Source organism: Nitratireductor sp. ZSWI3 (assembly GCF_024655565.1).
Classification (GTDB): domain Bacteria; phylum Pseudomonadota; class Alphaproteobacteria; order Rhizobiales; family Rhizobiaceae; genus Nitratireductor.
The window spans coordinates 1-21,948 of the sequence record NZ_JANKOF010000082.1 but is presented as its reverse complement, the minus strand read 5'-3'; the positions used below and the strand labels follow the sequence as shown (position 1 = coordinate 21,948).

The following is a 21,948-nucleotide window of genomic DNA, read 5'->3' as shown; positions in this document are numbered from 1 at the left end:
CGATGTCGTCATCGGCGCCCCAGGCCCAGAACAGCGCGGCCAGCGTCACGTCGATGGCGATCAGGGTGGTGGCGATGAACGCGACCTCGCCGCCGAGCAGGCCGAAGCCGCTGTCGATGTAGGAGGTGAAGACCCCGAGGAAATTATCGATGACGCCCGTGCCGCCCATCGGTCATTCCCCGGTGCCGGATTGCGGGACGGCGGGTGCTGGCGCAGGTGCGCGACCCAGGAAACGGTCGCGGCTCGCGGCCCAGGCGGTGAGGCAATCGGCGTTGCGGGTCGCGGCCTCGCCGAGTTGCTGGCACCGGCGCAGCGTCGCCCGCAAGGGATCGGCCGGAGGCTGGAGCGCCGGTGCCGTCCTGGCCGGCGCGGGATCGTCCTTGCGGGTCATCTCGACCACCGTGACCGTGATCGCGACGGCAACGAAGGCGACCGCGCCGATCCGTGCGAGGGTCTTTCCCACCATCGCATCCCCCTTTCCGGCCGTCCGCCGCCTCAGTTGCTACCGTTGAACATCTGCGCGTTGCCGGGCTGGTAGCCCGAGCCCGGCGTCAGGAAACGCTCGCGCTGGACACGGCCCTGCTCGGCAGCGGTTGCGCGCTCGGCCTCGATGAGCGCTTCAGAGCGGCCGTTGGCCGACATCACGGCGATCAGATCGGAAAGCTGCTGTGATTGGAGGGCAAGGAGCTGGTTGCCGGCCTGCGTGGCTTGCAGTGCGCCGGCTGCATTCTGGCTCTGGCCGACAAGCTCGGACATCTGGGTGCGGTTGGTCTCGATATTGCCGACCACTCCGGCCTGAACGCGCATGGCGTCCTGCAAGCCGCCGACCGTGTTCTCCCAGCGGCTGCGCGCATCGGCGACCAGCTGCTGGTCGGTGGCCGAGAGCGAGACGTTGCCATATTGCTGCTGGAACGCCTGGTCGATGTTCTGTACGTCGAAGGCGATGCTCTGCGCCTGGCCGAGAAGTTGTTGCGTGCGCTGGACGTTCTGCTGGATCTGCTGGAGCGCGGAATATGGCAGGCTGGCGAGGTTGCGGGCCTGATTGATGAGCATCTGCGCTTCGTTCTGAAGCTGCTGAATCTGGTTGTTAATCTGTTCCAGCGACCGGGCCGCGGTCAGAAGGTTCTCGGCGTGGTTGGTCGGATCGTAAACGATCCGGCCGAAGCCGAAGAGCGCATGCGCAGGGCTGGCCAGCATGGGTGAAATTGCAATGGGCGCGGCGAGCGCCAGCGCGATGACGGACGCGCTGGCGAGGCGGGGAACGAGAATACGGATCATGGCAATATCTCCTCTTCGGTCAGAGTGGGTTCGGGGTTTCTCCGGGCGGAATGGAGCCGTCCGGCTGGAACTCTGTCGGGTCGCCAGGCGCCGCCGCCCCTTCCGTTGTGTCTGGCGCGGCGGTTTCCGGTCGCTTAGTGAGATTGGTGAGATCGGGGATCAGATCGGTGGCCCACTCGACGCGGCGAAGGCGCAGCCAAGCCGTCAGGAATTCGTCGCGGCTGTGTTCGGCAACGAAGCGCTCGATGGCGGCCTGATCGGATTTGGCGGAGGCGGCGCAGAGAGCGAGCCCGACTTCGCTGAGGCCCAGCTCGAACAGGCGGTTGCCCCGCCGGGACTGGCAGTAATAGTCCCGCTTGGGCGTTGCCCGGGCGAGGATCTCAATCTGACGGTCGTTGAGGCCGAAGCGGCGATAGATGGCCGTGATCTGCGGTTCGATGGCGCGCTCGTTGGGCAGCAGGAGGCGCGTCGGGCAGCTCTCGATGATGGCGGGCGCAATATTGCTGCCGTCGATGTCGGACAGGCTTTGCGTGGCGAAGACGACGCTGGCGTTCTTCTTCCTGAGCGTCTTCAACCACTCGCGGAGCTGGCCGGCGAAACCCTCGTCGTCCAGCGCCAGCCAACCCTCGTCGATGATGAGCAGCGTCGGGCGGCCGTCGAGCCGGTCTCCGATCCGGTGGAACAAATAGGCGAGTACGGCTGGGGCCGCGCCGGTTCCGACAAGACCCTCGATCTCGAACGCCTGCACGTCTGAACTGCCCAGATGCTCACGCTCGGCATCGAGCAACCGGCCATAGGGGCCGCCGACACAGTATGGCCGGAGCGCCTGTTTGAGATCGTTGGACTGCAACAACACGACCAGGCCGGTGATGGTGCGTTCATCGACCGGTGCGGATGCCAGCGAGGTCAGCGCCGTCCAGATATGTTCCTTCACCTCCGGCGTGACGGCGATGCCTTCGCGCATGAGGATGGCGACGATCCAGTCCGCGGCCCAGGCGCGTTCGTAGGTATCGTGGATGCGCGCGAGCGGCTGAAGTGAAACGGAAGTGTCTGCTCCTTCGGACAGACCGCCGCCGAGGTCATGCCAGTCGCCTCCCATGGCGAGCGCGGCGGCGCGAATGCTGCCGCCGAAGTCGAAGGCAAACACCTGCGAACGCTCGTAGCGGCGGAACTGAAGCGCCATCAGCGCGAGCAGCACGGACTTGCCAGCGCCCGTGGGGCCAACCACAAGGGTGTGGCCGACGTCGCCGACATGAAGGGAAAACCGGAACGGGGTCGATCCCTCGGTCTTGCCGTAAAGCAAGGGGGGCGAACCGAAATGCTCGTCCCGTTCCGGCCCCGCCCACACGGCGCTGAGGGGGATCATGTGGGCAAGGTTGAGCGTCGAGATGGGCGGCTGACGGACGTTCGCATAGGCGTGTCCGGGCAGTGAGCCGAGCCAGGCATCGACGGCGTTGACAGTTTCGGGCATGGCCGTGAAGTCGCGGCCCTGAATGACTTTCTCGACCAGGCGCAGCTTCTCTTGCGCCACGCGCGGATCGGCGTCCCAGACGGTGACGGTCGCCGTGACATAAGCCATTCCGGCGACATCCGATCCGAGTTCCTGCAGGGCCATGTCGGCGTCGGCGGCCTTGTTGGCGGCATCGGTGTCGACCAATGCGGATTGCTCGTTGGTCATCACCTCTTTCAGGATCGCCGCGATGGACTTGCGCTTGGCAAACCATCGGCGACGGATGCGAGTGAGCAGCCGCGTCGCATCGGTCTTGTCCATGAGGATGGCGCGCGTCGACCAGCGATACGGGAAGGCGAGCCGGTTCATCTCGTCGAGCAGGCCGGGCGTCGTCGCGGTCGGGAAGCCGACAATGGTCAGGACGCGCAGATGTTGCTCGCCAAGGCGCGGCTCCAGCCCTCCAGTCAAGGGTTGGTCGGCGAGCAGCGCGTCGAGATGCATCGGCACCTCAGGCACGCGCACGCGGTGCCGGTTCGTGGAAACCGCCGCGTGAAGGTAGGTCAGCGTCTCGCCGTCATCCAACCAGCAGCATTCGGGCATGAAGCCGTCCATGAGCGCCAGCACGCGGTCGGTGCGGTCGATGAAGCCGCGCAGGGTTTCCCACGGATCGACGCCGGTCTTGTCCCGGCCCTCGTAGAGCAAGGCCTCGGTGCGGGCCGCTTCCTCGGCGGGCGGCAGATAGAGGAAGGTCAGGTAGTATCGGGACTCGAAGTGGCTTCCGTCCTCCTCGAACTGCGCCTTCCGCTCGGCATCGACCAGGGCGGAGGCCGCGTCGGGAAACGTGCTGTCGGGATATTGCTGCGCCGCCAGCCGAACGGCTTCGACAAAGATGCTCCAGCCGGAACCGAGACGGCGGAAGGCGTTGTTGATGCGTCCGGCAACCGCGACCAGCTCGGCTGCGACGGCGGAATCCAGATCAGGACCGCGGAATTTCGCGGTGCGCTGGAAGCTCCCGTCCTTGTTGAGCACGACGCCCTGACCGATGAGCGCGGCCCATGGCAGGTAGTCGGCGAGGCGCGTGTTGCGATTGCGATACTCGGCGAGATTCATCATCGGTCCGGCTCCTTCAGACTGCCAGGTAGCCGGGAAGCTTGAGATGCCGCCGCCCGACCTCGACGAAGAGCGGGTCGCGCTTTGCCGCCCAGACGGCCGCGAAATGGCCAACGGCCCAGATGACGATCCCGGCCAGCCAAAGCTGGAGACCAAGCCCGACAGCGCCGGCCAGCGTCCCGTTCAGGATCGCGATGGAGCGCGGCGCACCGCCAAGCAGGATCGTCTCGGTCAGAGCCCGGTGGACCGGGACAGTGAAGCCCGGCACGGCATCGAGTTGTTCGAAACTGCCCGCCATCAGACAAGCGCCCCGCCGCCGAAGGAGAAAAACGAAAGGAAGAAGCTCGACGCCGCGAAGGCGATGGAGATGCCGAAGACGATCTGGATCAGGCGCCGGAAGCCGCCGCCGGTATCGCCGAAGGCGAGCGTCAGGCCGGTGACGATGATGATGATGACGGCGATTATCTTGGCCACCGGCCCCTCGATCGATTCGAGGATGGATTGCAGCGGCGCTTCCCACGGCATGGACGAGCCGGAGGCGTATGCGGCGGGCGCCATGAACAAGCTGACATAGGTGGCGGCTGCCGCCGTCGCGATATGACGGCGAAAACGCGGGGCATTGCGGATCATTCGGGATTTCCTTCCGGGTTGGTGGCGGGGGCGATGCGGTAGTCGCCGTCGGTGCCGAGCCCTTCGACGCGGGCAAGTTCGGCCAGCCGGCGCGCGGAACCGCGCCCGGAGAGCACGGCAACGAGATCGATGGTCTCGGCAATCAGGGCGCGCGGCACGGTGACGACGGCTTCCTGGATCAGTTGTTCAAGGCGACGCAGCGCGCCGATGCCGGAACCGGCATGGATGGTGCCGATGCCGCCGGGATGGCCCGTGCCCCAGGCCTTGAGCAGGTCGAGGGCTTCCGCGCCGCGCACCTCCCCGATGGGAATGCGGTCGGGCCTCAGGCGCAGTGACGAGCGGACGAGATCAGACAGCGTCGCCACGCCGTCCTTTGTCCGCATGGCGACGAGATTGGACGCGGCGCATTGCAACTCGCGGGTATCCTCGATGATGACGACACGATCCGCACCCTTCGCCACTTCGGCGAGCAGCGCGTTGGTGAGCGTGGTCTTGCCCGTGCTGGTCCCGCCCGCGACGAGGATGTTGGCGCGCGACGCGACAGCTTCGCGCAGGCTCAAAGCCTGGTGGACGGTCATAATCCCGGCGGCCACATAGTCATCGAGCGTGAAAACCGCGATGGCGGGCTTCCTGATCGCGAAGGCCGGCGCGGCCACTACCGGCGGCAGCAATCCCTCGAACCGCTCTCCCGTTTCGGGCAGTTCGGCCGAGACACGCGGCGCCCTGGAATGGACTTCCGCGCCGACATGGTGGGCGACCAGCCGCACGATGCGCTCACCATCGGCCGCGCGTAGCCGCTCCCCCGTATCGGCCAGGCCTTCTGACAGCCGGTCCACCCAGATGCGGCCGTCCGGATTCAGCAATACCTCGACCACGGCGGGGTCTTCGAGCAGCCCCGAAATGGCGGACCCGAGCGCCGTGCGCAGCATGCGCGCGCCGCGTGCGATCGCCTCCGGTTTGTCGTGAGTGGCAGTCATCTCGGCCCCGCTTCTCAACGGGGCGTGACAGATGGTCCCCGCGTCGGGGTCGATTAAGAAAGCCCGAAATCCGGCCGGTTCAACACCTATTTACGCGTGTGCGGGCATCGGCGGAGATCGGCGGCAAATAGGATGGGTTGAAGGTTCAGGGCTGGTCGCCATTGACCCCGACTTGCTCTTGCAACGAACTGACGCCAGTCGAATCGACGTCGCGTGACAACTCTTTCAGGAACCTGTCTCCCGTCGCCAGACGCCGGCCGAGGGTCTGCATGAAACCCTCGAAGCGCTCAGCGCCCTTGGCTCGAGCCGCGTCCTTTCCGGCCTCGGGGATCGGCGGTGTGATGGTCAGCCAGAAGCGGATAAACAGCGAAAGAGTTTCGCCGAGGATGGCGAGATCTTCGTCCATCCCGTCGATCTGGCGACCAAGCCTGTCGAGGCGGCGCGACATGGCCGCTTCCAGCTGATCCGCCGTGTCCCCGGACAGGAAGGCAGCGACGGACGCCTCGACGATTGCGGATTTCGATACCTTGCGCCGCAACGATAGCGCCTCGACCTGTTTGAGCAATTCCGGGTCGAAATAGACATTCATGCGCGTGCGTTTGGTCACGGGGAGTCCTTCAAAGCTCGATGCCGTCATCGGGGTTCATCGACGCCTGCCGCGCAACCATGCGCATCTGGGAGCGCAAGGCGTGGGCCTTGGCGGCGTCTACATCGGGTTCGTCGTCGAGGATGTCGAATTCCCGCGCCGGAGAAGGTGGCGGCGGGACGATTTCCTCATGCTCGGGCAGTTCCGGTTCGCGGCGGATACCGGCATTGGCCGGATCGCCGGGGGCGCCTTCCGTGGCGCCCGATGCCGATCGGTCTGCCGCGGCAATCACGCGGCGTGACCAGTCGTCGGTTGAGGGCTCCGGTGCGCAAGCCGGCCCGGCGGCCGGGTCGGGCGGCGTAAGGACACGCTCCGTGAACCGCACATCCTCATAGTAGCGGGCCTTGGTGGCGCGTATCGGCGGCGTGCCCGCCACCATGACGATTTCGTCGGTGGGCGGGAGCTGCATGATCTCGCCAGGTGTCATCAACGGCCGCGCGGTTTCCTGCCGCGACACCATGAGGTGCCCCAGCCAGGGCGCGAGCCGATGACCGGCATAGTTGGTGGAATCGCGCAGTTCGGTCGCGGTGCCGAGCGAGTCGGATACGCGCTTTGCCGTGCGCTCGTCATTGGTGGCGAAGGCAACACGGACATGGCAGTTGTCGAGAATGGAATTGTTCTGCCCGTAAGCGCGCTCGATCTGGTTGAGGCTCTGCGCGATCAGGAAGCTCTTCAGACCGTAGCCGGCCATGAAGGCGAGCGCCGATTCAAAGAAGTCGAGCCGGCCGAGGGCCGGGAACTCGTCCAGCATCAACAGCAGGCGATGACGTTTGCGGGATGTGGTCAGCTCTTCGGTCAGCCTGCGGCCGATCTGGTTGAGGATCAGCCGGATCAGCGGCTTGGTGCGGTTGATGTCGGATGGCGGCACAACGAGGTAGAGCGTGACCGGCTGGCCGCTGCCGACCAGATCGGCAATGCGCCAGTCGCAGCGCGACGTGACGCGCGCCACGACCGGATCGCGGTAGAGGCCGAGAAACGACATGGCCGTGGACAGTACGCCGGATCGTTCGTTCTCGGATTTGTTCAGCAATTCGCGCGCGGCGGAGGCGACGACGGGGTGGACGCCGGCCTCACCCAGATGCGGCGTGTCCATCATTGCCCGCAAAGTCGCCTCGACCGGCCGCTTTGGATCGGACAGAAAATTGGCGACACCGGCCAGTGTCTTGTCGGGTTCGGCGTAAAGCACGTGCAGAATCGCCCCGACCAGCAGAGCGTGGCTGGTCTTTTCCCAATGATTGCGCTTGTCGAGACTGCCTTCGGGATCGACAAGGATGTCTGCGATGTTCTGGATGTCGCGAACTTCCCATTCGCCCTGCCGCACCTCGAGCAGCGGATTGTAGGCTGAGGATTTCGCATTGGTCGGATCGAACAGCAGGACGCGGCCGTGCTTCGCGCGAAAGCCGGCCGTCAGCGTCCAGTTCTCGCCCTTGATGTCGTGGACGATGCAGCTTCCCGGCCAGGTTAGCAGGGTCGGGACGACCAGGCCGACGCCCTTACCGCTACGGGTCGGGGCGAAACACAGAACATGCTCCGGCCCGTCATGGCGCAGATAGTCGCGCTCAAATTGGCCGAGCACCACACCGTCAGGGCCGAGAAGCCCGGCGGCACGGATTTCCCGATCCTCGGCCCAACGTGCCGAGCCGTAGGTGGCGACGTTCTTTGCCTCCCGCGCCCGGATGATCGACATGAGGATAGCGGCGGCGATGGCGATGAAGCCGCCGGACGCCGCGATGATCGCGCCCTCGACGAAGATCGCAGGCGCATAGGCATCGAAGGAGAACCACCACCAGAAGAAGGCCGGCGGGTAGTAGACCGGCCAGCCGGCCAGATCGAACCACGGATTGCCAAGCTGCGGCTGAAATCCGAGCCGCGATGCGGTCCATTGTGTCGCCGCCCACGTCATCACCAGAACAATGGTGAAGACGACGGCGATCTGGCCCCAGAGTATTCTGCCTCCGCGCATAAAGGCTCCAATCGGCAAAAGAGATGGAGCCGATCAGAGAATAGGCATTTGCGCGAGAGGCAACAGGAAAGACCGGGCCGGAGAGCGGGCGCATACCACAGCGCGCAAATAGGACGGTTCTCAGCGCCGAGGCACGCGCCAAGCAAACGCGCGTATGCCTTTGGTCAGATTCCGATGCCGCGCGATCTGCCAAGCTGCCACGATACCGATCCTCCCTGCACGATGCCCATGACCTCGCGGCCGAGCTGACGGTCGATGACCGGGCGCCATGGGACAAGCGTGAACTCGTGGCTCTTTTCCACGATGGCGAACTTGCCACTCGACAATTGCACGGTGCCCGTGAACTTGCCGCTGATGCTCTCGTCCTCCGCCGCTGCCCGGAACGGCAGGCCCTTGCTCGCCGCCATCTCCGCGCCGATGCGGGCAACCTCCCGTTCGCGCAGCGTGGCGAGAAAATTGCGCCGGTAGAAGACGCGGCCGTCCTGCCGGCGCGTGGCGTCGCCCCGTTCGATATGATGCTCGCGCCGCTGGTCGATCGCCTCGCGCACCTGTCTCCCGAACCCGGCCGGTGCGAGATCCGATGCCTCGCCAGAGATCAGCCGCCGGTCGAGCCAGGTCGCGCCATCGGCGCCGACCTGTCTTTCGAGATCGAAGGCAGACAGAACGCGCACGCTGGCCTGCCTGTTGCGGCCCGCATCATAGGCGGCGGCGCGGCTCTCGAAATCCTCGGGGATGCGCCATTGGTGAGCGTCGATCTGCTCGACGATGCCGGCGCGGCGCAGCGCTTCCAGCCGGCGCACATGAGCATTGACATAGCCCTCATAGTCGCCGCCCGGCACGCGGCCCTCGAACCTGGCCTGTTCCAGATGGCGGCCCGGCCGATAGATGCCCTCCTCGGCGATTGTTGCGATGGCGCGATCGGATGGCCGGCTCCCCCTATCGGCCGGGCCGATCTCGATGATGCTGCTGATTTTTGCATCCGCGACGCGGGCCGCCTCGATACCGGCGACGTGGTGTGTCCGACCGTCGATCCCGTCCACCACCAGGGTCAGGTTCTCACCCAGTTCGTCGGACAGGTATTTGTCCACGACGCGGCCGACGATAGGAGCCTCGGGCGGCCGGTCATGAATCTGGAACGTCATCGGGTCGCGCTCCAGACCATCGGCCTTCAACGCCCTGTGCATGGTGCGGATGATGTCGCCGCGCCCGCCCAGTTCGCGCAGCGCCGGTTCCATCCTTTCGCTCAATTCCCAGGCGCCGGTGGCGTACTCCGTGGCCAGGCCCATCTTCTCGAGCTTGGCGAGCCGGCGCAGGCGCAGCGCGCGGTTGAACTGCCGCCCCGGTTCGGCGGGTTCGTGGCGCAGATCGAGCAAACGGGAATGGGCTTCCTCCACCATTGCCCGGTCGATGCGGGTGAAGCGGTCCTGATCGATCTCGGCCGACAGCTTTCGGCTCTGCTCGATCCCGGTCACGGGGCCGAGTTCGAGGGTGGTCAACTCGCTCGCCCGCTCGCGAAATCCGTTGGCGAGATAGTCGCCATTGATGACCAGATTCTCGCCGAGATCGTCCTTGCCCCGGACGATGACATGCACATGGGGATGGCCGGTGTTGTAGTGATTGACCGCGACCCAATCGAGCCGCGTGCCGAGGTCGGATTCGATCCGGCTCATCAGATCGCGGGTGTGCGCCGTCAGGTCGGTGAGGTCGGCTCCGTCTTCGGGCGAGACGATGAAGCGGAACTGGTGACGATCATCGGCACCGCGATCAAGAAAGGCGTTGCCATCGGCGCGGTCCTCGTCGGCCGAATAGAGCTGGCCGCGCTCGCCATCGCGCGAGGTTCCGTCGCGCTGGATGTAGCGCAGATGGGCGGCAGACCTGCCGTTCCTGCCGGCATTCTGGACGTAGCGGGTTTTCACAATGACTCGGCGCATGCCGGGGGCGCTGTGCCGCCAGCCGCCGGAGAGCGTGCGCGCCCGGGCGAAGGCCGCGCCACGACCGCGCCGCACCCCCGGTCCTCCACTTGCCCGCGATGCCTTGCCGCTCTTCCCGGCCGCACCGGACACGGAGCGCATTGATGATCGCATCGCTGATCTGGACGGGCTATTGCTGTGCTGCCGCGTGAGCTTCTTCGCCTGCGTCAGAAAGCTCTTGGCCTTGCCCGCGCGCGGCGTGTCGGAGCGGATGCGGCCGGGCTTGGGTCGGAAGCGGTTCTCGTCGTCGGCGCTCATCGCCGCGCTCCGGACCAAAATGGCGCAAGGCTGTCCGTTTTCAGACAATAGTGCCGGTCAAAACCCAGCAAGACCAGGGCGTAGCGAGACACCGCGGCACGCGAGGCTCCTAAGTGGGGTGCCGCTCGTGTCCCGCCCAAACAGTGTGCAGACAACAATAATTTCGCGAACTGGCCCGACCTGGTGCCATGTTCCTTTATCTTGCCCTCCGCCTTTTTCGCACTTTCTGCCCTTCCTGCCGTCATTGCAGCCAGGCACAAATATGACGATCTGCACACTGCAATCGGCGCACTGAAGCAGGGCAGCGCCATGCTCATGGCGTGCTTCCATCGCTCGCGCGGGCGACGAAAACGCTGCCGTCCTGCGGCTCCGCATCGGCGGTATCGCGCACCGGAACGGGTGTGGGGGCGTCGCCGGACTGCGCTTCGGATGACCGCGCGTCGGCGCCCTGTGTGCCGCCTGAGCGCATAACGAAGAGCGGTGCTTCGCGCCAATCCGGCGGCGGCGGCGATACCGGGGGCGGCGGATCGGATGCAAGGTGGCCGCCAAGATCCGGCACGAGCGTCGCGACATAGGCGCGGGTCTCGGCAGGCAATGTGCGGCCCGTCGCGAGATAGTCGTCATAGCGGGCGGGACCGGCATTGTAGGCCGCGAGCATGGCCGCGACATTGCCGTAGCGGTCCCACATCTCGCGCAGGTAAGCTGCACCGGCGAGGATGTTGTCGCGCGCATCATAGGGATCGCGGCCGAGGCGATAGCGTGCGCGCAATTCGGCCCATGTGTCGGGCATCACCTGCATCAGCCCCATCGCACCGGCCGACGAGATCGCGCGTATGTCGCCCGCGCTCTCGGCGCGCAGCACGGCCGCGATCCAGTGCTCTGGAATGCCGAAGCGCTGCGCAGCTTCGGCAATGTGAGCCGCATAGGGATGGCTCGCGGGCGTGGCGGTCGCGGGCGCTGGCTGAGCGAAAGCAGTCGCATCGGGCGATACCAAAAGTGGAAGGCCGGAAAGGAGAAGGAGCGCGATGCGCCGGGCGGCAAGACGACGCCCGGACGCATGCTGGCGTCGTGGCCGAGCCATGCTCAGTCCTTCCCGTCCCGCCTGGGCCGGCTCCAGTGCAACGACCAGGACGTCGCCTCGGCGCCATCGCGGAACAGATTCGCGCGGATCGGACGCGGCAGCGCGGGGTCGTCGAGCAGGACCGAAAGATATTCACCGGCCTTCTCGCCTGTGCGTTTCCACGCCGCGCCGATCTCGGGCGCCGCATCGTCCACCCCGTGAAAGATGCGGTAGTCGGGCGTGTTTTCGGTATCGGAGGGTTCGGCCGGAACGATGCTGACTTCGCGGTAGAGGGTGAGCGTGTGGACGCGCCCGACAAAGTGCGTTTCCTCGCGTGTGAATTGACCGATCTGCGGCATGGAAAATCTCCTGCGTTTGGGGTGGATGTGCGGGGTCAGTGCGTCGGCGCGCGCCAAATGAAGCGGCCGTCGGCTTCCTCATCGGTCCAGAGCGGCAGCGCCCGACCGATGACGGAACTTGCGGGGATAGGTCCGAAATAGCGGCCATCGAGGCTGTCGGGGACGTCCCAATTCATGAGGAAGATTTCGTCGTCGCCGATCACGCGGCAGCCCTGCCAGACGGGCAGTTCGCGGCCCAGGCTGTCGCGCTCCAGCGCTTCGCCCATCTCGATCCCGTCCACCGTGATCGTGCGCCCGGTGCGGCAAACGCGCTGTCCGGGCAGGCCCGCGACGCGCTTCAACAGCGGCACGCCGCGCCCGACATAGCCGCGCTCGATCATGAAGCCGGCGAGCGGTTCGGGCGGCATCACGGCGACCAGTTCGGGCACGTCGATCCGCTCTGCCGGCTCGACGGAGTAGAAGCCGACCGGCGCGCTCCCCGTCGCATTCCAGATCAACCTGGTGGGCGTCTCGACGGTGCCGGCGGCGGCGATGCAGATGACCGCCATCGCCGTCACCACGAGGGTGCGGCGGCGGGTCATGGCTCGATCCTCCGGCGATGCAGCCACGCGGCGTGTCGCTCGGGTGTATAGACGTGCGGCTCCAGGCCGGCGCTCAGCCGGTTGTGGACGTGCCGCCAGTGATCCGGCGCGGCGTCGGCCGGATCGAGCCCCAGCGCTTCTACGGCGTCTATGGCGGCAAGCGCGCGCTGCACCTTCGCCCAGCTATCGAGACGCAGCAGGATGTCGCCGCCGGGGCGGACGAAGGGCAGCGTCTGGAACGGCTCGCCGCGACGAACCGCGCGCACGATGTCGATGCGCGAAATGATCGTGCCATGTTCGCCGGCCGCCCATCTGACAAAGGCGAAGACGCTGTCCGGCGCGAAGCCAACGACGCTGCGGCGGCGGTCGAGGATCTTCTCGTAGCTCTTGCGGCCGAATCTGATCCAGTGCTCGACCTTCTGTTTCTGGAAGGTCAGTTCGACCAATGTGGTGAAGGGCTCAGGCCCGTCCGGCAGCGGACGGCCGTGGATGCGGTGGGCCGGCTTGCCGGTCATGTCGGATCTCCGTCGGTGGATGGAAATTCGCGGGTGAGCAGGTCGCGCAGCATCTCGGCGACGGTGATCCCGCGCCGGAAGGCCGCGACCTTGATGCGCCCGCGCAGCGCGGGCGTTATGTCGATGGTCAGCCGGGCTGTGAACGCTTCGCCGGAGGTCTCTCCATCCGGCTGCGTCCCGGCCGCCTTGATCCAGCGCTCGGCATCGCCCGGCCGGGATGCGAAACCGCGTTTGCCTGCGCGCCCGGTCATGGCGCCCTCCCGATACCGAGACGGTCGATCTCGTCGGCCAGCGCCGCGACCTCGCGCGCGGCCAGGCTGTCGCCATCGATCTCGGACGCGAGCCGGCCGGACTGCGCGGCATCGGCGAAGACGACGCGCTGGCCGATCGTGGCGGCGAGGAGGGGCGGATCGTGGTCGGCCAGCGTCTCGGCCGTCTCACGGGCGATGACGGTACGCGCGCCGCAACGGTTCAGAATGAACCGTGCGGCCAGCTCGGGCCGGTAGATGCGCGCTTCGTTCAGAAGCGCCAGCATCTCGGCGGAGGCCCAGCCGTCGAACGGTGAAGGCTGCACCGGGATCAGCACTAGGTCGGCGGCGAGCAGCGCGGAGCGCATGAGCCCGGCGACACGCGGTGCCCCGTCGATGACGATCATGTCGGCGTCGCGGGCCAGCTCAGGGGCCTCGCGGTGCAGTGTGTCCCGTGCCAGGCCGACGACGCCGAAGGCACGCGGCAGGCCCTCATGGGTGCGGCGCTCGGACCAGTCCAGAGCCGACCCTTGCGGGTCGGCATCGATCAGGGTTACGCGCTGGCGGCGCTGCGCCCAGGCTCCGGCGAGATGCAGCGCCAGCGTGGTCTTGCCGACGCCGCCCTTCTGGTTAAGGAGCGCGACGATCATGGCGCACCTCGCCGGGCGGCACCGGCACCATGGCTCGCCTGCGCGCGCGTCAAAGAAGAAGAGTTAGATTCTCTGTTAGAGTCTTCTATGGAGTCCGGCGCGCGATTTGCGCCTAATGTCCCGATAGTGCGTGCGCCTAATGTCCCGACAGGATTCACACGGGTTTCCACAGGCACTGTGGACAGGTTTTCGGGCAGGAAACGTAGCAGTTCGCGCCCGTCCTCCCATTCGATCTGGAGGCAATAGCCGGGCAGCGACTGGCGGGCGGCGATGCGGCGCAGATCCAGCGCGAAGTCGGACGGCCGCGCCAGGCTGCCGGATTTCCGGTGAAGGTGGGAAAACTCGAACGCCCAGCCCTCGGGCTGGCGTCCGGCGTGCTTGCGGGCGACGCGATAGAGCCAGCGCTCGATGCCGCCGGTCAGTCGGAAATAGGCTGGGTCGATGGTGAGCACCAGCGAACGGTCGACGACGCTGTTGTAGAACCATTCGGGCAGGACGAATTCCATACCCTCGACGCGGCCGGTTCGCGTCGTCATCTCTTCCCATTCATTGATCCATGAGAATTGCCGCCGCCGCCAATGCTTGCCGCCCCGGATCGTGGTGGCGATGACGGTCGATTGCAGACGGGCAAGCGCGGCCTTGAGCAGCAGATAGTCACGATTGCCGGTGGCCCGCCCGATGGCGCGCAGGAGCTGATAGGGCATGAAGCGGAAGAAGCGCGATGTGGCGAAGCCGTTGTTCTCGGCTGCCACAATCTGCGAGGCGGCCCAGATCAGCACATCGGCGTCCCATATCGTCGCCATGCCATGCTCGGGCATGGCAAAGACCTGCACTTCGACATCGGCGGCCCGGTAAGAAATTGGTTTGGTGCGCGGTCGCTTCGCCAGCGAGAAGAACGGCCGTTCCATGAGATCACGCTGATCGCGGGGCGATGCGTCACCGGTTGCGACCACAAAAGGATCGAGGTGGCTGCGCTCGCTGGATGTTGTGCGGCTATCGTTCGGCATTGCGGCCTCAGCGGCCATGCCGGCCGGTACGGACCGACGGCGTGGGATCGTGCCGCTTGGCCGGCAATACGCTGCCGCGCGGATCGGAGGTGGAGGTGACGGCGCCGCTGTCGGCCCAGGTGCGCAGGTCGTCCACCGAATAGACGACGCGCCCGCCGAGCTTGCGGTACGCGGGACCGGTTCCGTAGGTGCGGTGCTTTTCGAGGGTGCGGGCTGAAAGGCTCAGGAAATCTGCGGCTTCCTTGGTGCGCAGGTAGCGCGGCGGGAGTACGGCGAGATCGGGTCGCATGGATCGGGCCTCCGTGGGGTTCGTTGAGGCCGCTGGTGCTCAGCGGCTGACGAAGGCCACGATGGCGAAGGCGGATCGGCGAGTTGCAGTGGGAAGTTGGGGGGTCTTGAAATTCCACACCGGCGCAATGACCGCCGTGGACTACTGTCGGCGGCGATGTCTGAGAAGCTTGCGATAGCCGCCCGCGATCATGGCCTGCGCGCCCGCGAGAAGACCGATGACCGCGTGCCGCGCGGACGCCGACTGCCATTGGTCGCGGGTCAGCTTGCCGGTGCGGAAGATGACTTCAGCGATTTCCTGCTGGGTGGCGCCGGCGCGACGACCGTCGTAAGCCTGCAACATGCGCCGCGCGCGTGCCCGCTGCTGCCGCGTCAGCCGCGTGTCCGGCGGCACGGTCCGGCCGTGAAGAGCAGCGAGCAGGCGCGTGATGGCCTCGACGCGATCGAACCCTTCGCTCCCCAGCGGCACCAGGGCCGCAAGCGGCGTGTCCGCGGAGATGCCTTCGGCGAGCACGAGATGGAGGTGTTCGCCCTTGCCCAGCGGATGCAGGGAATGACTTGTCTCGGACGTAACACGCCGGTGCTCGGAACCCAGGGCATCCGCCGAAGAGGAGCTCCTCGACAGCACCGGCGGCGCAGGTGCGAGAATGACTGCGCTCGTGTCTTCCTCGGGAAGCCAGAAGACGGGCGTCTCAGTGGCGTTGAGGTTTGGCGCGACAGCGAAATCGCAATCCCCACTTTGCGCTTGCCCGCTCGATCAGGTCCGGGGACTGGCGCTGCGCCCTGTGGAGCCTTTCAAAGTCATGCTGGTAATCGTCGTTGCGCCGCAGCCATTCCCATCCGACATCCGGCGCCGTCAGATGATCCACATATTCATAGGTCGATGACGAACGCCACCGGGTCGTGTCGGGAGACATGACTGCCCTCCAGCCTCGTAACGCGGGTACATGTCGAGACAGGAAGGTTCACCGGACGGGGCGAAAGGCGGAAGCCAGCGCGCACGCAATAGGTGTTGCAGCCGTTGCAACACCAAGCATCAGTGGTGTTGGCCTTCCCGGACCAGCAGGCGATAGCCGTGCGTGGTCATCCAGCGGGCGCGGGCGAGATGACGGTCGTGGATCCGACGAGCGCGTTCGGGCTCCTGCTCCGGATCGAGACCGAAAAGAACGGAGACGGCCTCGCGCCAATCGGCGCCATCGGATGCGGCGTCGAGCAGGCGCAGGTAGAGCTTCATATGCGCACGGTCGTAGTCCGTGAGCGTCACGCTGTCCGGCGGTTCATCGAGAAAATCGACGTGTGTCATGGAGCCTTCAACTCTCTCTTATCTTTGTTGGAGGCGCTTGTTGACCGCGCTGCAGTTGCAGAACTCAGGCTCGCGCATGCAATCAAGCTTGGCTGCAGACTATGGCGACGGACGGGATTGGCGGTGTTTTTCATCGACCAGCAGCACCCCGATACCCCGGTCGGAATCAAGGAAGATCACGCCGTTGCCTTCAAAAGCCCTTCGGACCTGATCGCGCGTGGATTCATACACCTCGAGGCCACTCTCGGATTCGAGGCGTTTCAATGCGGTCAGCGATACCCGGGCCTTGTCGGCAAGCGTCTCCTGCGTCCAACCAAGCAGCGCGCGTGCGGCCCGCGATTGTCGGGCGGTGATCATGCATGATCACCTCCCATCTGGACCTGCGCGCGCGCCAGAACTACGGCTATTATAGTCGTTCTTGTACGCCCGAGCTAGTCATAATGGTCTTGAAAGCTTGATAGGAACTGAGTCCGGTTCGAACTGATTCGGTCGCCTCCCAATGCAATTGGCCCCGCCCGGAAAATCCGGGCGGGGCGTTTCGCTTCTGCCTTACTCGCCGTTGCGGCGGGTGGGGCGGGACCAGATGAGGCTGTAGCCCTCGCCGTCCTCGTCGTCGAAGAGGTTGGCGTAGATCGGGGCGGTGAAGCTCGGATCGTCGAGCTTGAGGCCCAGATAGTCGCGGCCCTCGTTCGAGCGCTTGGACCAGGCGGCTCCGATCTCCGCGCGGCCCACCAGGACGCGGTGGCTGGGGGCGTTCTCGCTGGTCTGGTAAGTGTCCGGGACGATGCGGACGTTCTTGGCCTGAACGTTGAGAGTGACGATTTCGCCAGCATATTCGTTGCCGGACTTTTTGAAGGTGCCGATGGTCGCCATGTCAGTTCTCCTTGATCTGAAGCTTCGAGCCCGCACCATGCGGCCTCGATGGCGATCGGTTGGCCGGAGGCGATCGACGGCGCACCCCGAAGGGGCTCGACAGCAAAGGAGGAACTTTCTTGTTCCGCGCGGAATGGCGGCGCAGCTGGCAGGGGAAGAAAGTTATGACGACACTGTTGCGTCATAGGCGATCGAGGCGTCAGCCGTCCTTCGGCCAGATCAGCCCATTGGAGAGGCCGTTCCGGTGCGCTCGATCCGGCTGCGATCACATGGAGAACGTGGCGACCCGCCGCAACCGCCGGAATCCGGCCATGCCGTTCAGCGCTCGGGCTCCCTATCACGACAGGCAGGCACATCGCATCGCCCAACACGGCGGCAGTTCACGAACCGCCTCCACCTCCTTTGCCGGGTTGCCGGGATTGGCGTTCACTGGATTCAGGCATCGCGAGGAGAGGATGTGCGTGCCTCGTATGCCGCAGGCCGATCGTCGCACCATCACCGTCCAGCACATTGGCGAAAATGGCGCCCCGGCTGTCCTGGTCCGCCCGCTCATATCGCCAGTCGGCTCAGGCCGTCGCGATTCCCTGTCCGGAGGCTTCGGGCGTGGCCAATGCCGTCACCCGGACGAATGCCGTTATGCCGACCGCGGCCGCGCCGATGATGGAGAAGACAAGCTGCCAGGTTTCCGTCGGCATGGTGTGGCTGACGATGCCATAGGTCGCGTAAAAGCCAGCGAGAGCGGCCGGGGCGGCGAAGGCGAGTGCGACCAGCAGCCTCAACCAGCTCGAACGCAGGACGGCGAGCAAGAACTGGCCGATGCCGAAGGTGGCGCCGGCGGCGAAAGCTCCGATGAGGAAAGCTGCGAATATCCCGGTACCAGCCTGATGCGTCCAGATGCCGACATTCACACCGACGAAGAATGGCAGCGCGAATACCGCAAGGGTGAAGAGCAGCCAGCACAGCAGGCCGATGACTGCAAGCGATCCGAGGATTCCTAATGCGATCATGGTGGTGGTCTCCGTGAGAACAGGTCAGACGGTCGCGCCATCCACCACCACCGCGGCGCAATCGTCAGCATAGCCGAAACCGCCCCGTTGCGGGAGCGGAAATCGGGCCGATCTCCACCCGCCGCAGCGGTTCGCCTCCCCTCAGGAGGCGAAGGGGTCGATCTCGTTGATGATGGCATCGTCGTCACCGTCATATTCGGTGGCGGGCATGGCCGAGACGGTGCCGTCGCCAGCGCGGAAGATGACGATCACGGTCATCAGGGTGGCGGCGAGGCTGAAGGCGAAGGCGTTGGCTTGATCGAGGGACATCGTTCCGGCTCCTGTCTTGGAGGCGGGGGACCATCCCCCGCGCGACAGGCGCCCGATGTGTCCGGCTGAAGGCCGCAATCACCGCCGAGGCGCTGGAGCGTTTCCAGAAAAAGTGGGCACCTCTTTTTCGGTTCGGAAACGCGACCATCAAAAGCGCCTCAAGGCCGCACGCTTGCGTAGCGGACCCTTCACGGGTTGATGGCGTCAGGCCATCGGCCGGACCAAGGATCAGCGCATAGGAAGTGGGCGTGTGCTCCGCCGTTCATGGAGCCACGGTCCAGGGTCGTGAGTCCGCCATTCGTTCAGCCGTGCCAACCCGATCCTCTGCGTCGTCAGCGTCTCCTGGCGCCGGCGATTGAAGCCGAACGACGGTCTGCCGTAGTTCTGGCGCACACGAAACGCGCGGCAACAAAAGGGAAGCTCACTTCGGCAGGAGGCCGGCTTTCGGTTTCATCGGCTCGTGCGGAAGAACGTGGATATCTTCGAGTCCCGTTCTTGATACTATTTGTGAGACGTCGCTGTCGTCATGCTGCCGACTTTCGACCTGTTCGGAACGCTGCGGGTACGATCATGCGAGACTTGACAGAAAAAACGCGAGGATACGCCGCATGGGAGAGATCAACATTTCCCGCGATCAGCAAAATGCGCTCAAGGGGATCGACGCCGGCGAGTTGGACAAGCTTATCGAGCAGGCGATTCGGGAGGAACGAATGGGTGATCTGCACCGTCTCCCTCTCACAAGCTGCGGGTCCTACATTGCAGCAAAACTCCGGTATTTTGAACAGGCGCTGGCGAAGCACCGCCTGGCCAAGGCACCAAGAAAGCGCACAGAAACGGAAAACACGCTACGTCGCGCCGGCAGTGATTTGGCCTTCGCGTTAGCGGCCATGAGGCGTCGGATGGAAGCGGAAGAGAAGGAAGGGCAACTTTTCTACATCGACGACCAGATCATGCCGCCTCATCATTTCAGCGAACGCCTGAGCGTCCGAGTGAGCTATAGGTGGCGCCGGACCGTTGACGACGAGTGGAAGTTCGGCAGCATCACGTTCTTCCACGATGTCGAGTTACGTCCCGAGTATGCCTTGCCCGTGCCCAAGCGAAAGCCGAGCGAGGCCAAGCAGGAGCAGGATCGGCAGACCAGGCTGTATGAAACATGGGAGCACTTGATGAGGGGAGCGCTCTATTCGGTCAGGGATTATTTCAGGGACGGCGGTGACGGAGACAAGATCCCGGAAACGTTCCAGGCGACGGTCGATTCTCATTCTCGTGGGCTGAATAATTACAGCACACAGTTCTGGCGCCAGCAGCCTTGAACTGTTTCGCCTATCTGAGCGACAAACTTGGGTGATAGCGGCACTCATGCGCCGCCGAATCTCCAGACCGGGATGCCCATCTTGCGGGCCTTGTCGGCGAAATTCTCCTGTATCCCGGTGCCGGGGAAAACCATCACTCCGATCGGCATGATCGCGAGCATGGCATCGTTGCGCTTGAAGGGCGCGGCCTTGGCGTGTTTTGCCCAGTCGGGCTTGAAAGCGACCTGCGGCACCTTACGGGTGTCGGCCCAGCGGGCGGCGATCTTCTCGGCGCCCTTGGGCGAGCCGCCATGCAACAGCACCATGTCGGGATGCTTGGTGTGAACCTGGTCGAGTTTGGCCCAGATGAGGTGATGATCATTGAAGTCCAGCCCCCCGGTGATCGCCACCTTGGGGCCTGCGGGTAGCATGACCTCGGTCTCGGCACGCCGTTTGGCGGCGAGGAAATCCCGGCTGTCGATCATCGCGGCGGTGAGGTGTCGATGGTTGACGCGCGATCCGGTCCGCGGCGACCAGGGTGATCCGGTGGCGGCGAGGTATCGGTCGGCGGCGCTCTCGCGGAAGACTTCCAGGCTGTCGCGCCGCTCGATCAGGGATTGCCCGTTCTCGATCAGGCGCTCGAGCTGCACCGATTTGACCTCCGAGCCGTCCTGTTCGCGCTGGAGGCGCTTCTGCGCCTGCTCGTTGTCGTCGAGCTTACGCTCGACCCGCTCGACGGCGCGGTGGAACATGTTGACGCTCGACCAGAGCATCTCGTCGAGGTCGAAATCAAGGCAGGTGTCGGCCATGGTGGCGATGAGCGCGTCGAAGATGTCGGCGACGGCGCCTTCGATGATGCGATCCTCGGGGGCCGGCCGTGGATCGGGCTCGCCTTCGGCGGGACGCCAACCGTAGAGCTGAAGCTCGGTCAGGACATGGTCGGTCGGGGATGCGCTGTACTGTGGTTCGAACTCGTCATGCTCGTTCATGGGATGCTCCGTCGGTAGGACCGCGACCCTCGCGGCCTTCATGGCGACGAAGCCCGCGGGCGGGCCGGGCCTGCACCCGGAGCGAAAGCGGGGGCCGAAGCGACAGCGGAGGATGGCGGAGGCCGGCTATTTTGCCTCGCGATGGAAAGGCGCGTAGCGCCGCCGGAAAATAGCCGGTCTTCGCCATTGCCGGCCCGTGCCGTTTGTGGGCCGATCGCCCTCTCGAAGGCCGAGGCGCGGTCCCCGCCCGACGGCTGGCGCATCCGGGCGGGCATGGCGGCACCGCACCACTCGGCATCTCCCTCCGGCTATGCCACGAGTGATAGGAAGCGGGCGACGTCCTCGGGAGCGAGTTGCGGGCGCAGTCCGGCTCTGAGCGCGTCCAGGCCGAGATGGCGGAGATCCTCGTTGAGATCGCCCATCGCCGGCGAGAGCACGATCGCCTCGATCCCGGCCGCGCTCGCCTGGGCGATCAGGCTGTCCCGGGCGCCGTCGCCGGCCGGGTCGTTGTCGCGGACAATATAGAGCCTGCGCAGTTGCGGCGGGAACAGGATGGCGGCGAGATGGGCTGCGGAGAGCGCTGGCGCGACAGCGAGGTCGGGCAGAACCTGCCGGAGCGACAGCATGGTTTCGATGCCTTCGCCGGCGGCCATTACTGTTCCCGGAACGCCGATGCGAACGGCGTGACCGAGCAGATCGCCCATCGCCTTGCGCTGTATGTCGATCGGCGCTTTGCCGGAGCCGTCCGGGGCAAGCCAGGTGCGGTGCGCACCGGTGATCCTGCCGTCGAGGTCGGTGACGGCGGCGATCATGGCAGGCCAGGACTCGGTCGGACTGTGCTCATCGGGGCGATAATAGCAGCGCGGATGGAAGCGCAGGCTTCCGGTTCCGTGCAAAGCTGTAATGCCGCGTTGGCGCAAATACGTTTCTACGAGCGTCCCCGCGATCGGTTGCGACATGGCGAACAGCCGCCGCGCCGCTTCGGTGGAGCCCGAGGGCGCCGGTTTGGTGGCTGGTTTCCTCGGTGCTGGTTCCGGTTCTGAATGCGGCAGGCTGAGAAAGCGCCGGGCTTCCGCGACCACATCGGCGAAGTCGAGCAAACCGCAACTCTCGCGGATGATGTCCAGCAGATCGCCATGCTCGCCGGTTGCCGCGTCGGTCTTATGTGCAGTTGCACATAAGACC

The 21,948-nt window shown here is 65.4% G+C and carries 27 protein-coding genes and 1 pseudogene; 1 reads left to right on the top strand and 27 read right to left on the bottom strand.

All coding sequences use genetic code 11. The features are described 5' to 3' along the window. The 25 genes and pseudogenes from NUU27_RS19755 to NUU27_RS19635 form a co-directional block, all read right to left on the bottom strand. Positions 1 to 169: pseudogene (locus tag NUU27_RS19755) on the bottom strand (P-type conjugative transfer protein TrbL); the annotation flags it as partial. A 3-nt stretch (positions 170 to 172) separates the two neighbouring features. Next, complete coding sequence (gene trbK-alt, locus NUU27_RS19750; RefSeq protein WP_257763902.1) at positions 173 to 466, bottom strand: putative entry exclusion protein TrbK-alt; 294 nt, start codon at positions 464 to 466, stop codon at positions 173 to 175. A gap of 29 nt (positions 467 to 495) precedes the next feature. Then, positions 496 to 1,278 (bottom strand): P-type conjugative transfer protein TrbJ, encoded by a 783-nt coding sequence (trbJ, locus tag NUU27_RS19745; protein ID WP_257763901.1) that lies wholly within the window; start codon positions 1,276 to 1,278, stop codon positions 496 to 498. Between the two features lie 19 nt (positions 1,279 to 1,297). Beyond that, entirely contained in the window at positions 1,298 to 3,841 is a 2,544-nt protein-coding gene (trbE, locus tag NUU27_RS19740) for a conjugal transfer protein TrbE (RefSeq protein WP_257763900.1), read from the bottom strand. 13 nt (positions 3,842 to 3,854) lie between these two features. Next, positions 3,855 to 4,136 carry a VirB3 family type IV secretion system protein gene (locus tag NUU27_RS19735; RefSeq protein WP_257763899.1) on the bottom strand — a complete coding sequence of 94 codons (282 nt, stop codon included), beginning with the start codon at positions 4,134 to 4,136 and terminating at the stop codon, positions 3,855 to 3,857. Then, positions 4,136 to 4,468 carry a TrbC/VirB2 family protein gene (locus NUU27_RS19730; protein ID WP_257763898.1) on the bottom strand — a complete coding sequence of 111 codons (333 nt, stop codon included), beginning with the start codon at positions 4,466 to 4,468 and terminating at the stop codon, positions 4,136 to 4,138. The genes NUU27_RS19735 and NUU27_RS19730 overlap by 1 nt, the downstream gene beginning before the upstream one ends. After that, positions 4,465 to 5,445: a P-type conjugative transfer ATPase TrbB gene (gene trbB, locus NUU27_RS19725; protein WP_257763897.1), complete on the bottom strand. Its 981-nt coding sequence runs from the start codon at positions 5,443 to 5,445 to the stop codon at positions 4,465 to 4,467. The genes NUU27_RS19730 and trbB overlap by 4 nt, the downstream gene beginning before the upstream one ends. 145 nt (positions 5,446 to 5,590) lie before the next feature. Continuing rightward, a complete protein-coding gene (locus NUU27_RS19720) occupies positions 5,591 to 6,052 on the bottom strand; it encodes a CopG family transcriptional regulator (RefSeq protein ID WP_257763896.1) in 462 nt (153 codons plus the stop codon). A 10-nt stretch (positions 6,053 to 6,062) separates the two neighbouring features. Next, positions 6,063 to 8,054, bottom strand: a complete 1,992-nt coding sequence (locus NUU27_RS19715; protein ID WP_257763895.1) for a conjugal transfer protein TraG — start codon at positions 8,052 to 8,054, stop codon at positions 6,063 to 6,065. 164 nt (positions 8,055 to 8,218) lie between these two features. Beyond that, complete coding sequence (locus tag NUU27_RS19710) at positions 8,219 to 9,340, bottom strand: DUF3363 domain-containing protein (RefSeq protein WP_257763903.1); 1,122 nt, start codon at positions 9,338 to 9,340, stop codon at positions 8,219 to 8,221. A gap of 1,255 nt (positions 9,341 to 10,595) precedes the next feature. Continuing rightward, positions 10,596 to 11,363, bottom strand: a complete 768-nt coding sequence (locus tag NUU27_RS19705) for a lytic transglycosylase domain-containing protein (protein ID WP_257763894.1) — start codon at positions 11,361 to 11,363, stop codon at positions 10,596 to 10,598. A gap of 2 nt (positions 11,364 to 11,365) precedes the next feature. Next, on the bottom strand, positions 11,366 to 11,701 hold the full coding sequence (locus NUU27_RS19700; protein ID WP_257763893.1) for a DUF736 domain-containing protein: 336 nt from the start codon (positions 11,699 to 11,701) through the stop codon (positions 11,366 to 11,368). Between the two features lie 35 nt (positions 11,702 to 11,736). Further along, positions 11,737 to 12,282 carry a S26 family signal peptidase gene (locus tag NUU27_RS19695; protein WP_257763892.1) on the bottom strand — a complete coding sequence of 182 codons (546 nt, stop codon included), beginning with the start codon at positions 12,280 to 12,282 and terminating at the stop codon, positions 11,737 to 11,739. Next, on the bottom strand, positions 12,279 to 12,797 hold the full coding sequence (locus NUU27_RS19690) for a DUF2840 domain-containing protein (RefSeq protein ID WP_257763891.1): 519 nt from the start codon (positions 12,795 to 12,797) through the stop codon (positions 12,279 to 12,281). Before NUU27_RS19690 ends, NUU27_RS19695 begins: the two co-directional genes overlap by 4 nt. Further along, positions 12,794 to 13,048: a hypothetical protein gene (locus NUU27_RS19685; RefSeq protein ID WP_257763890.1), complete on the bottom strand. Its 255-nt coding sequence runs from the start codon at positions 13,046 to 13,048 to the stop codon at positions 12,794 to 12,796. The genes NUU27_RS19690 and NUU27_RS19685 overlap by 4 nt, the downstream gene beginning before the upstream one ends. Further along, positions 13,045 to 13,695, bottom strand: a complete 651-nt coding sequence (gene parA, locus NUU27_RS19680) for a ParA family partition ATPase (RefSeq protein ID WP_257763889.1) — start codon at positions 13,693 to 13,695, stop codon at positions 13,045 to 13,047. Before parA ends, NUU27_RS19685 begins: the two co-directional genes overlap by 4 nt. Further along, on the bottom strand, positions 13,692 to 14,720 hold the full coding sequence (locus NUU27_RS19675) for a replication initiator protein A (RefSeq protein ID WP_257763888.1): 1,029 nt from the start codon (positions 14,718 to 14,720) through the stop codon (positions 13,692 to 13,694). The genes parA and NUU27_RS19675 overlap by 4 nt, the downstream gene beginning before the upstream one ends. Then, on the bottom strand, positions 14,710 to 14,991 hold the full coding sequence (locus NUU27_RS19670; protein ID WP_257763887.1) for an AlpA family transcriptional regulator: 282 nt from the start codon (positions 14,989 to 14,991) through the stop codon (positions 14,710 to 14,712). Before NUU27_RS19670 ends, NUU27_RS19675 begins: the two co-directional genes overlap by 11 nt. 141 nt (positions 14,992 to 15,132) lie before the next feature. Then, positions 15,133 to 15,504: a DUF2285 domain-containing protein gene (locus NUU27_RS19665; protein WP_257763886.1), complete on the bottom strand. Its 372-nt coding sequence runs from the start codon at positions 15,502 to 15,504 to the stop codon at positions 15,133 to 15,135. Positions 15,505 to 15,682: 178 nt separating this feature from the next. Continuing rightward, positions 15,683 to 15,907: a transcriptional regulator domain-containing protein gene (locus tag NUU27_RS19660; protein WP_257763885.1), complete on the bottom strand. Its 225-nt coding sequence runs from the start codon at positions 15,905 to 15,907 to the stop codon at positions 15,683 to 15,685. A gap of 119 nt (positions 15,908 to 16,026) precedes the next feature. Further along, positions 16,027 to 16,293 (bottom strand): DUF2285 domain-containing protein, encoded by a 267-nt coding sequence (locus NUU27_RS19655; protein ID WP_257763883.1) that lies wholly within the window; start codon positions 16,291 to 16,293, stop codon positions 16,027 to 16,029. Between the two features lie 99 nt (positions 16,294 to 16,392). After that, positions 16,393 to 16,650: a helix-turn-helix transcriptional regulator gene (locus tag NUU27_RS19650; protein WP_257763882.1), complete on the bottom strand. Its 258-nt coding sequence runs from the start codon at positions 16,648 to 16,650 to the stop codon at positions 16,393 to 16,395. A gap of 192 nt (positions 16,651 to 16,842) precedes the next feature. Next, complete coding sequence (locus NUU27_RS19645) at positions 16,843 to 17,166, bottom strand: DUF736 domain-containing protein (protein WP_257763881.1); 324 nt, start codon at positions 17,164 to 17,166, stop codon at positions 16,843 to 16,845. A gap of 566 nt (positions 17,167 to 17,732) precedes the next feature. Beyond that, on the bottom strand, positions 17,733 to 18,173 hold the full coding sequence (locus NUU27_RS19640; RefSeq protein ID WP_257763880.1) for a hypothetical protein: 441 nt from the start codon (positions 18,171 to 18,173) through the stop codon (positions 17,733 to 17,735). A 141-nt stretch (positions 18,174 to 18,314) separates the two neighbouring features. After that, positions 18,315 to 18,482 carry a hypothetical protein gene (locus NUU27_RS19635; protein WP_257763879.1) on the bottom strand — a complete coding sequence of 56 codons (168 nt, stop codon included), beginning with the start codon at positions 18,480 to 18,482 and terminating at the stop codon, positions 18,315 to 18,317. 608 nt (positions 18,483 to 19,090) lie between these two features. Between NUU27_RS19635 and NUU27_RS19630 the strand changes: the two genes are divergently transcribed. Next, complete coding sequence (locus NUU27_RS19630) at positions 19,091 to 19,795, top strand: hypothetical protein (RefSeq protein WP_257763877.1); 705 nt, start codon at positions 19,091 to 19,093, stop codon at positions 19,793 to 19,795. 44 nt (positions 19,796 to 19,839) lie between these two features. Here NUU27_RS19630 and NUU27_RS19625 read toward each other — a convergent pair whose 3' ends face one another. Beyond that, positions 19,840 to 20,763, bottom strand: coding sequence for a DUF2493 domain-containing protein (locus NUU27_RS19625; protein ID WP_257763876.1), 924 nt, complete (start codon positions 20,761 to 20,763; stop codon positions 19,840 to 19,842). A gap of 308 nt (positions 20,764 to 21,071) precedes the next feature. Continuing rightward, positions 21,072 to 21,948: toprim domain-containing protein (locus tag NUU27_RS19620; protein WP_257763875.1), on the bottom strand; the 877-nt coding region annotated here is incomplete at its 5' end.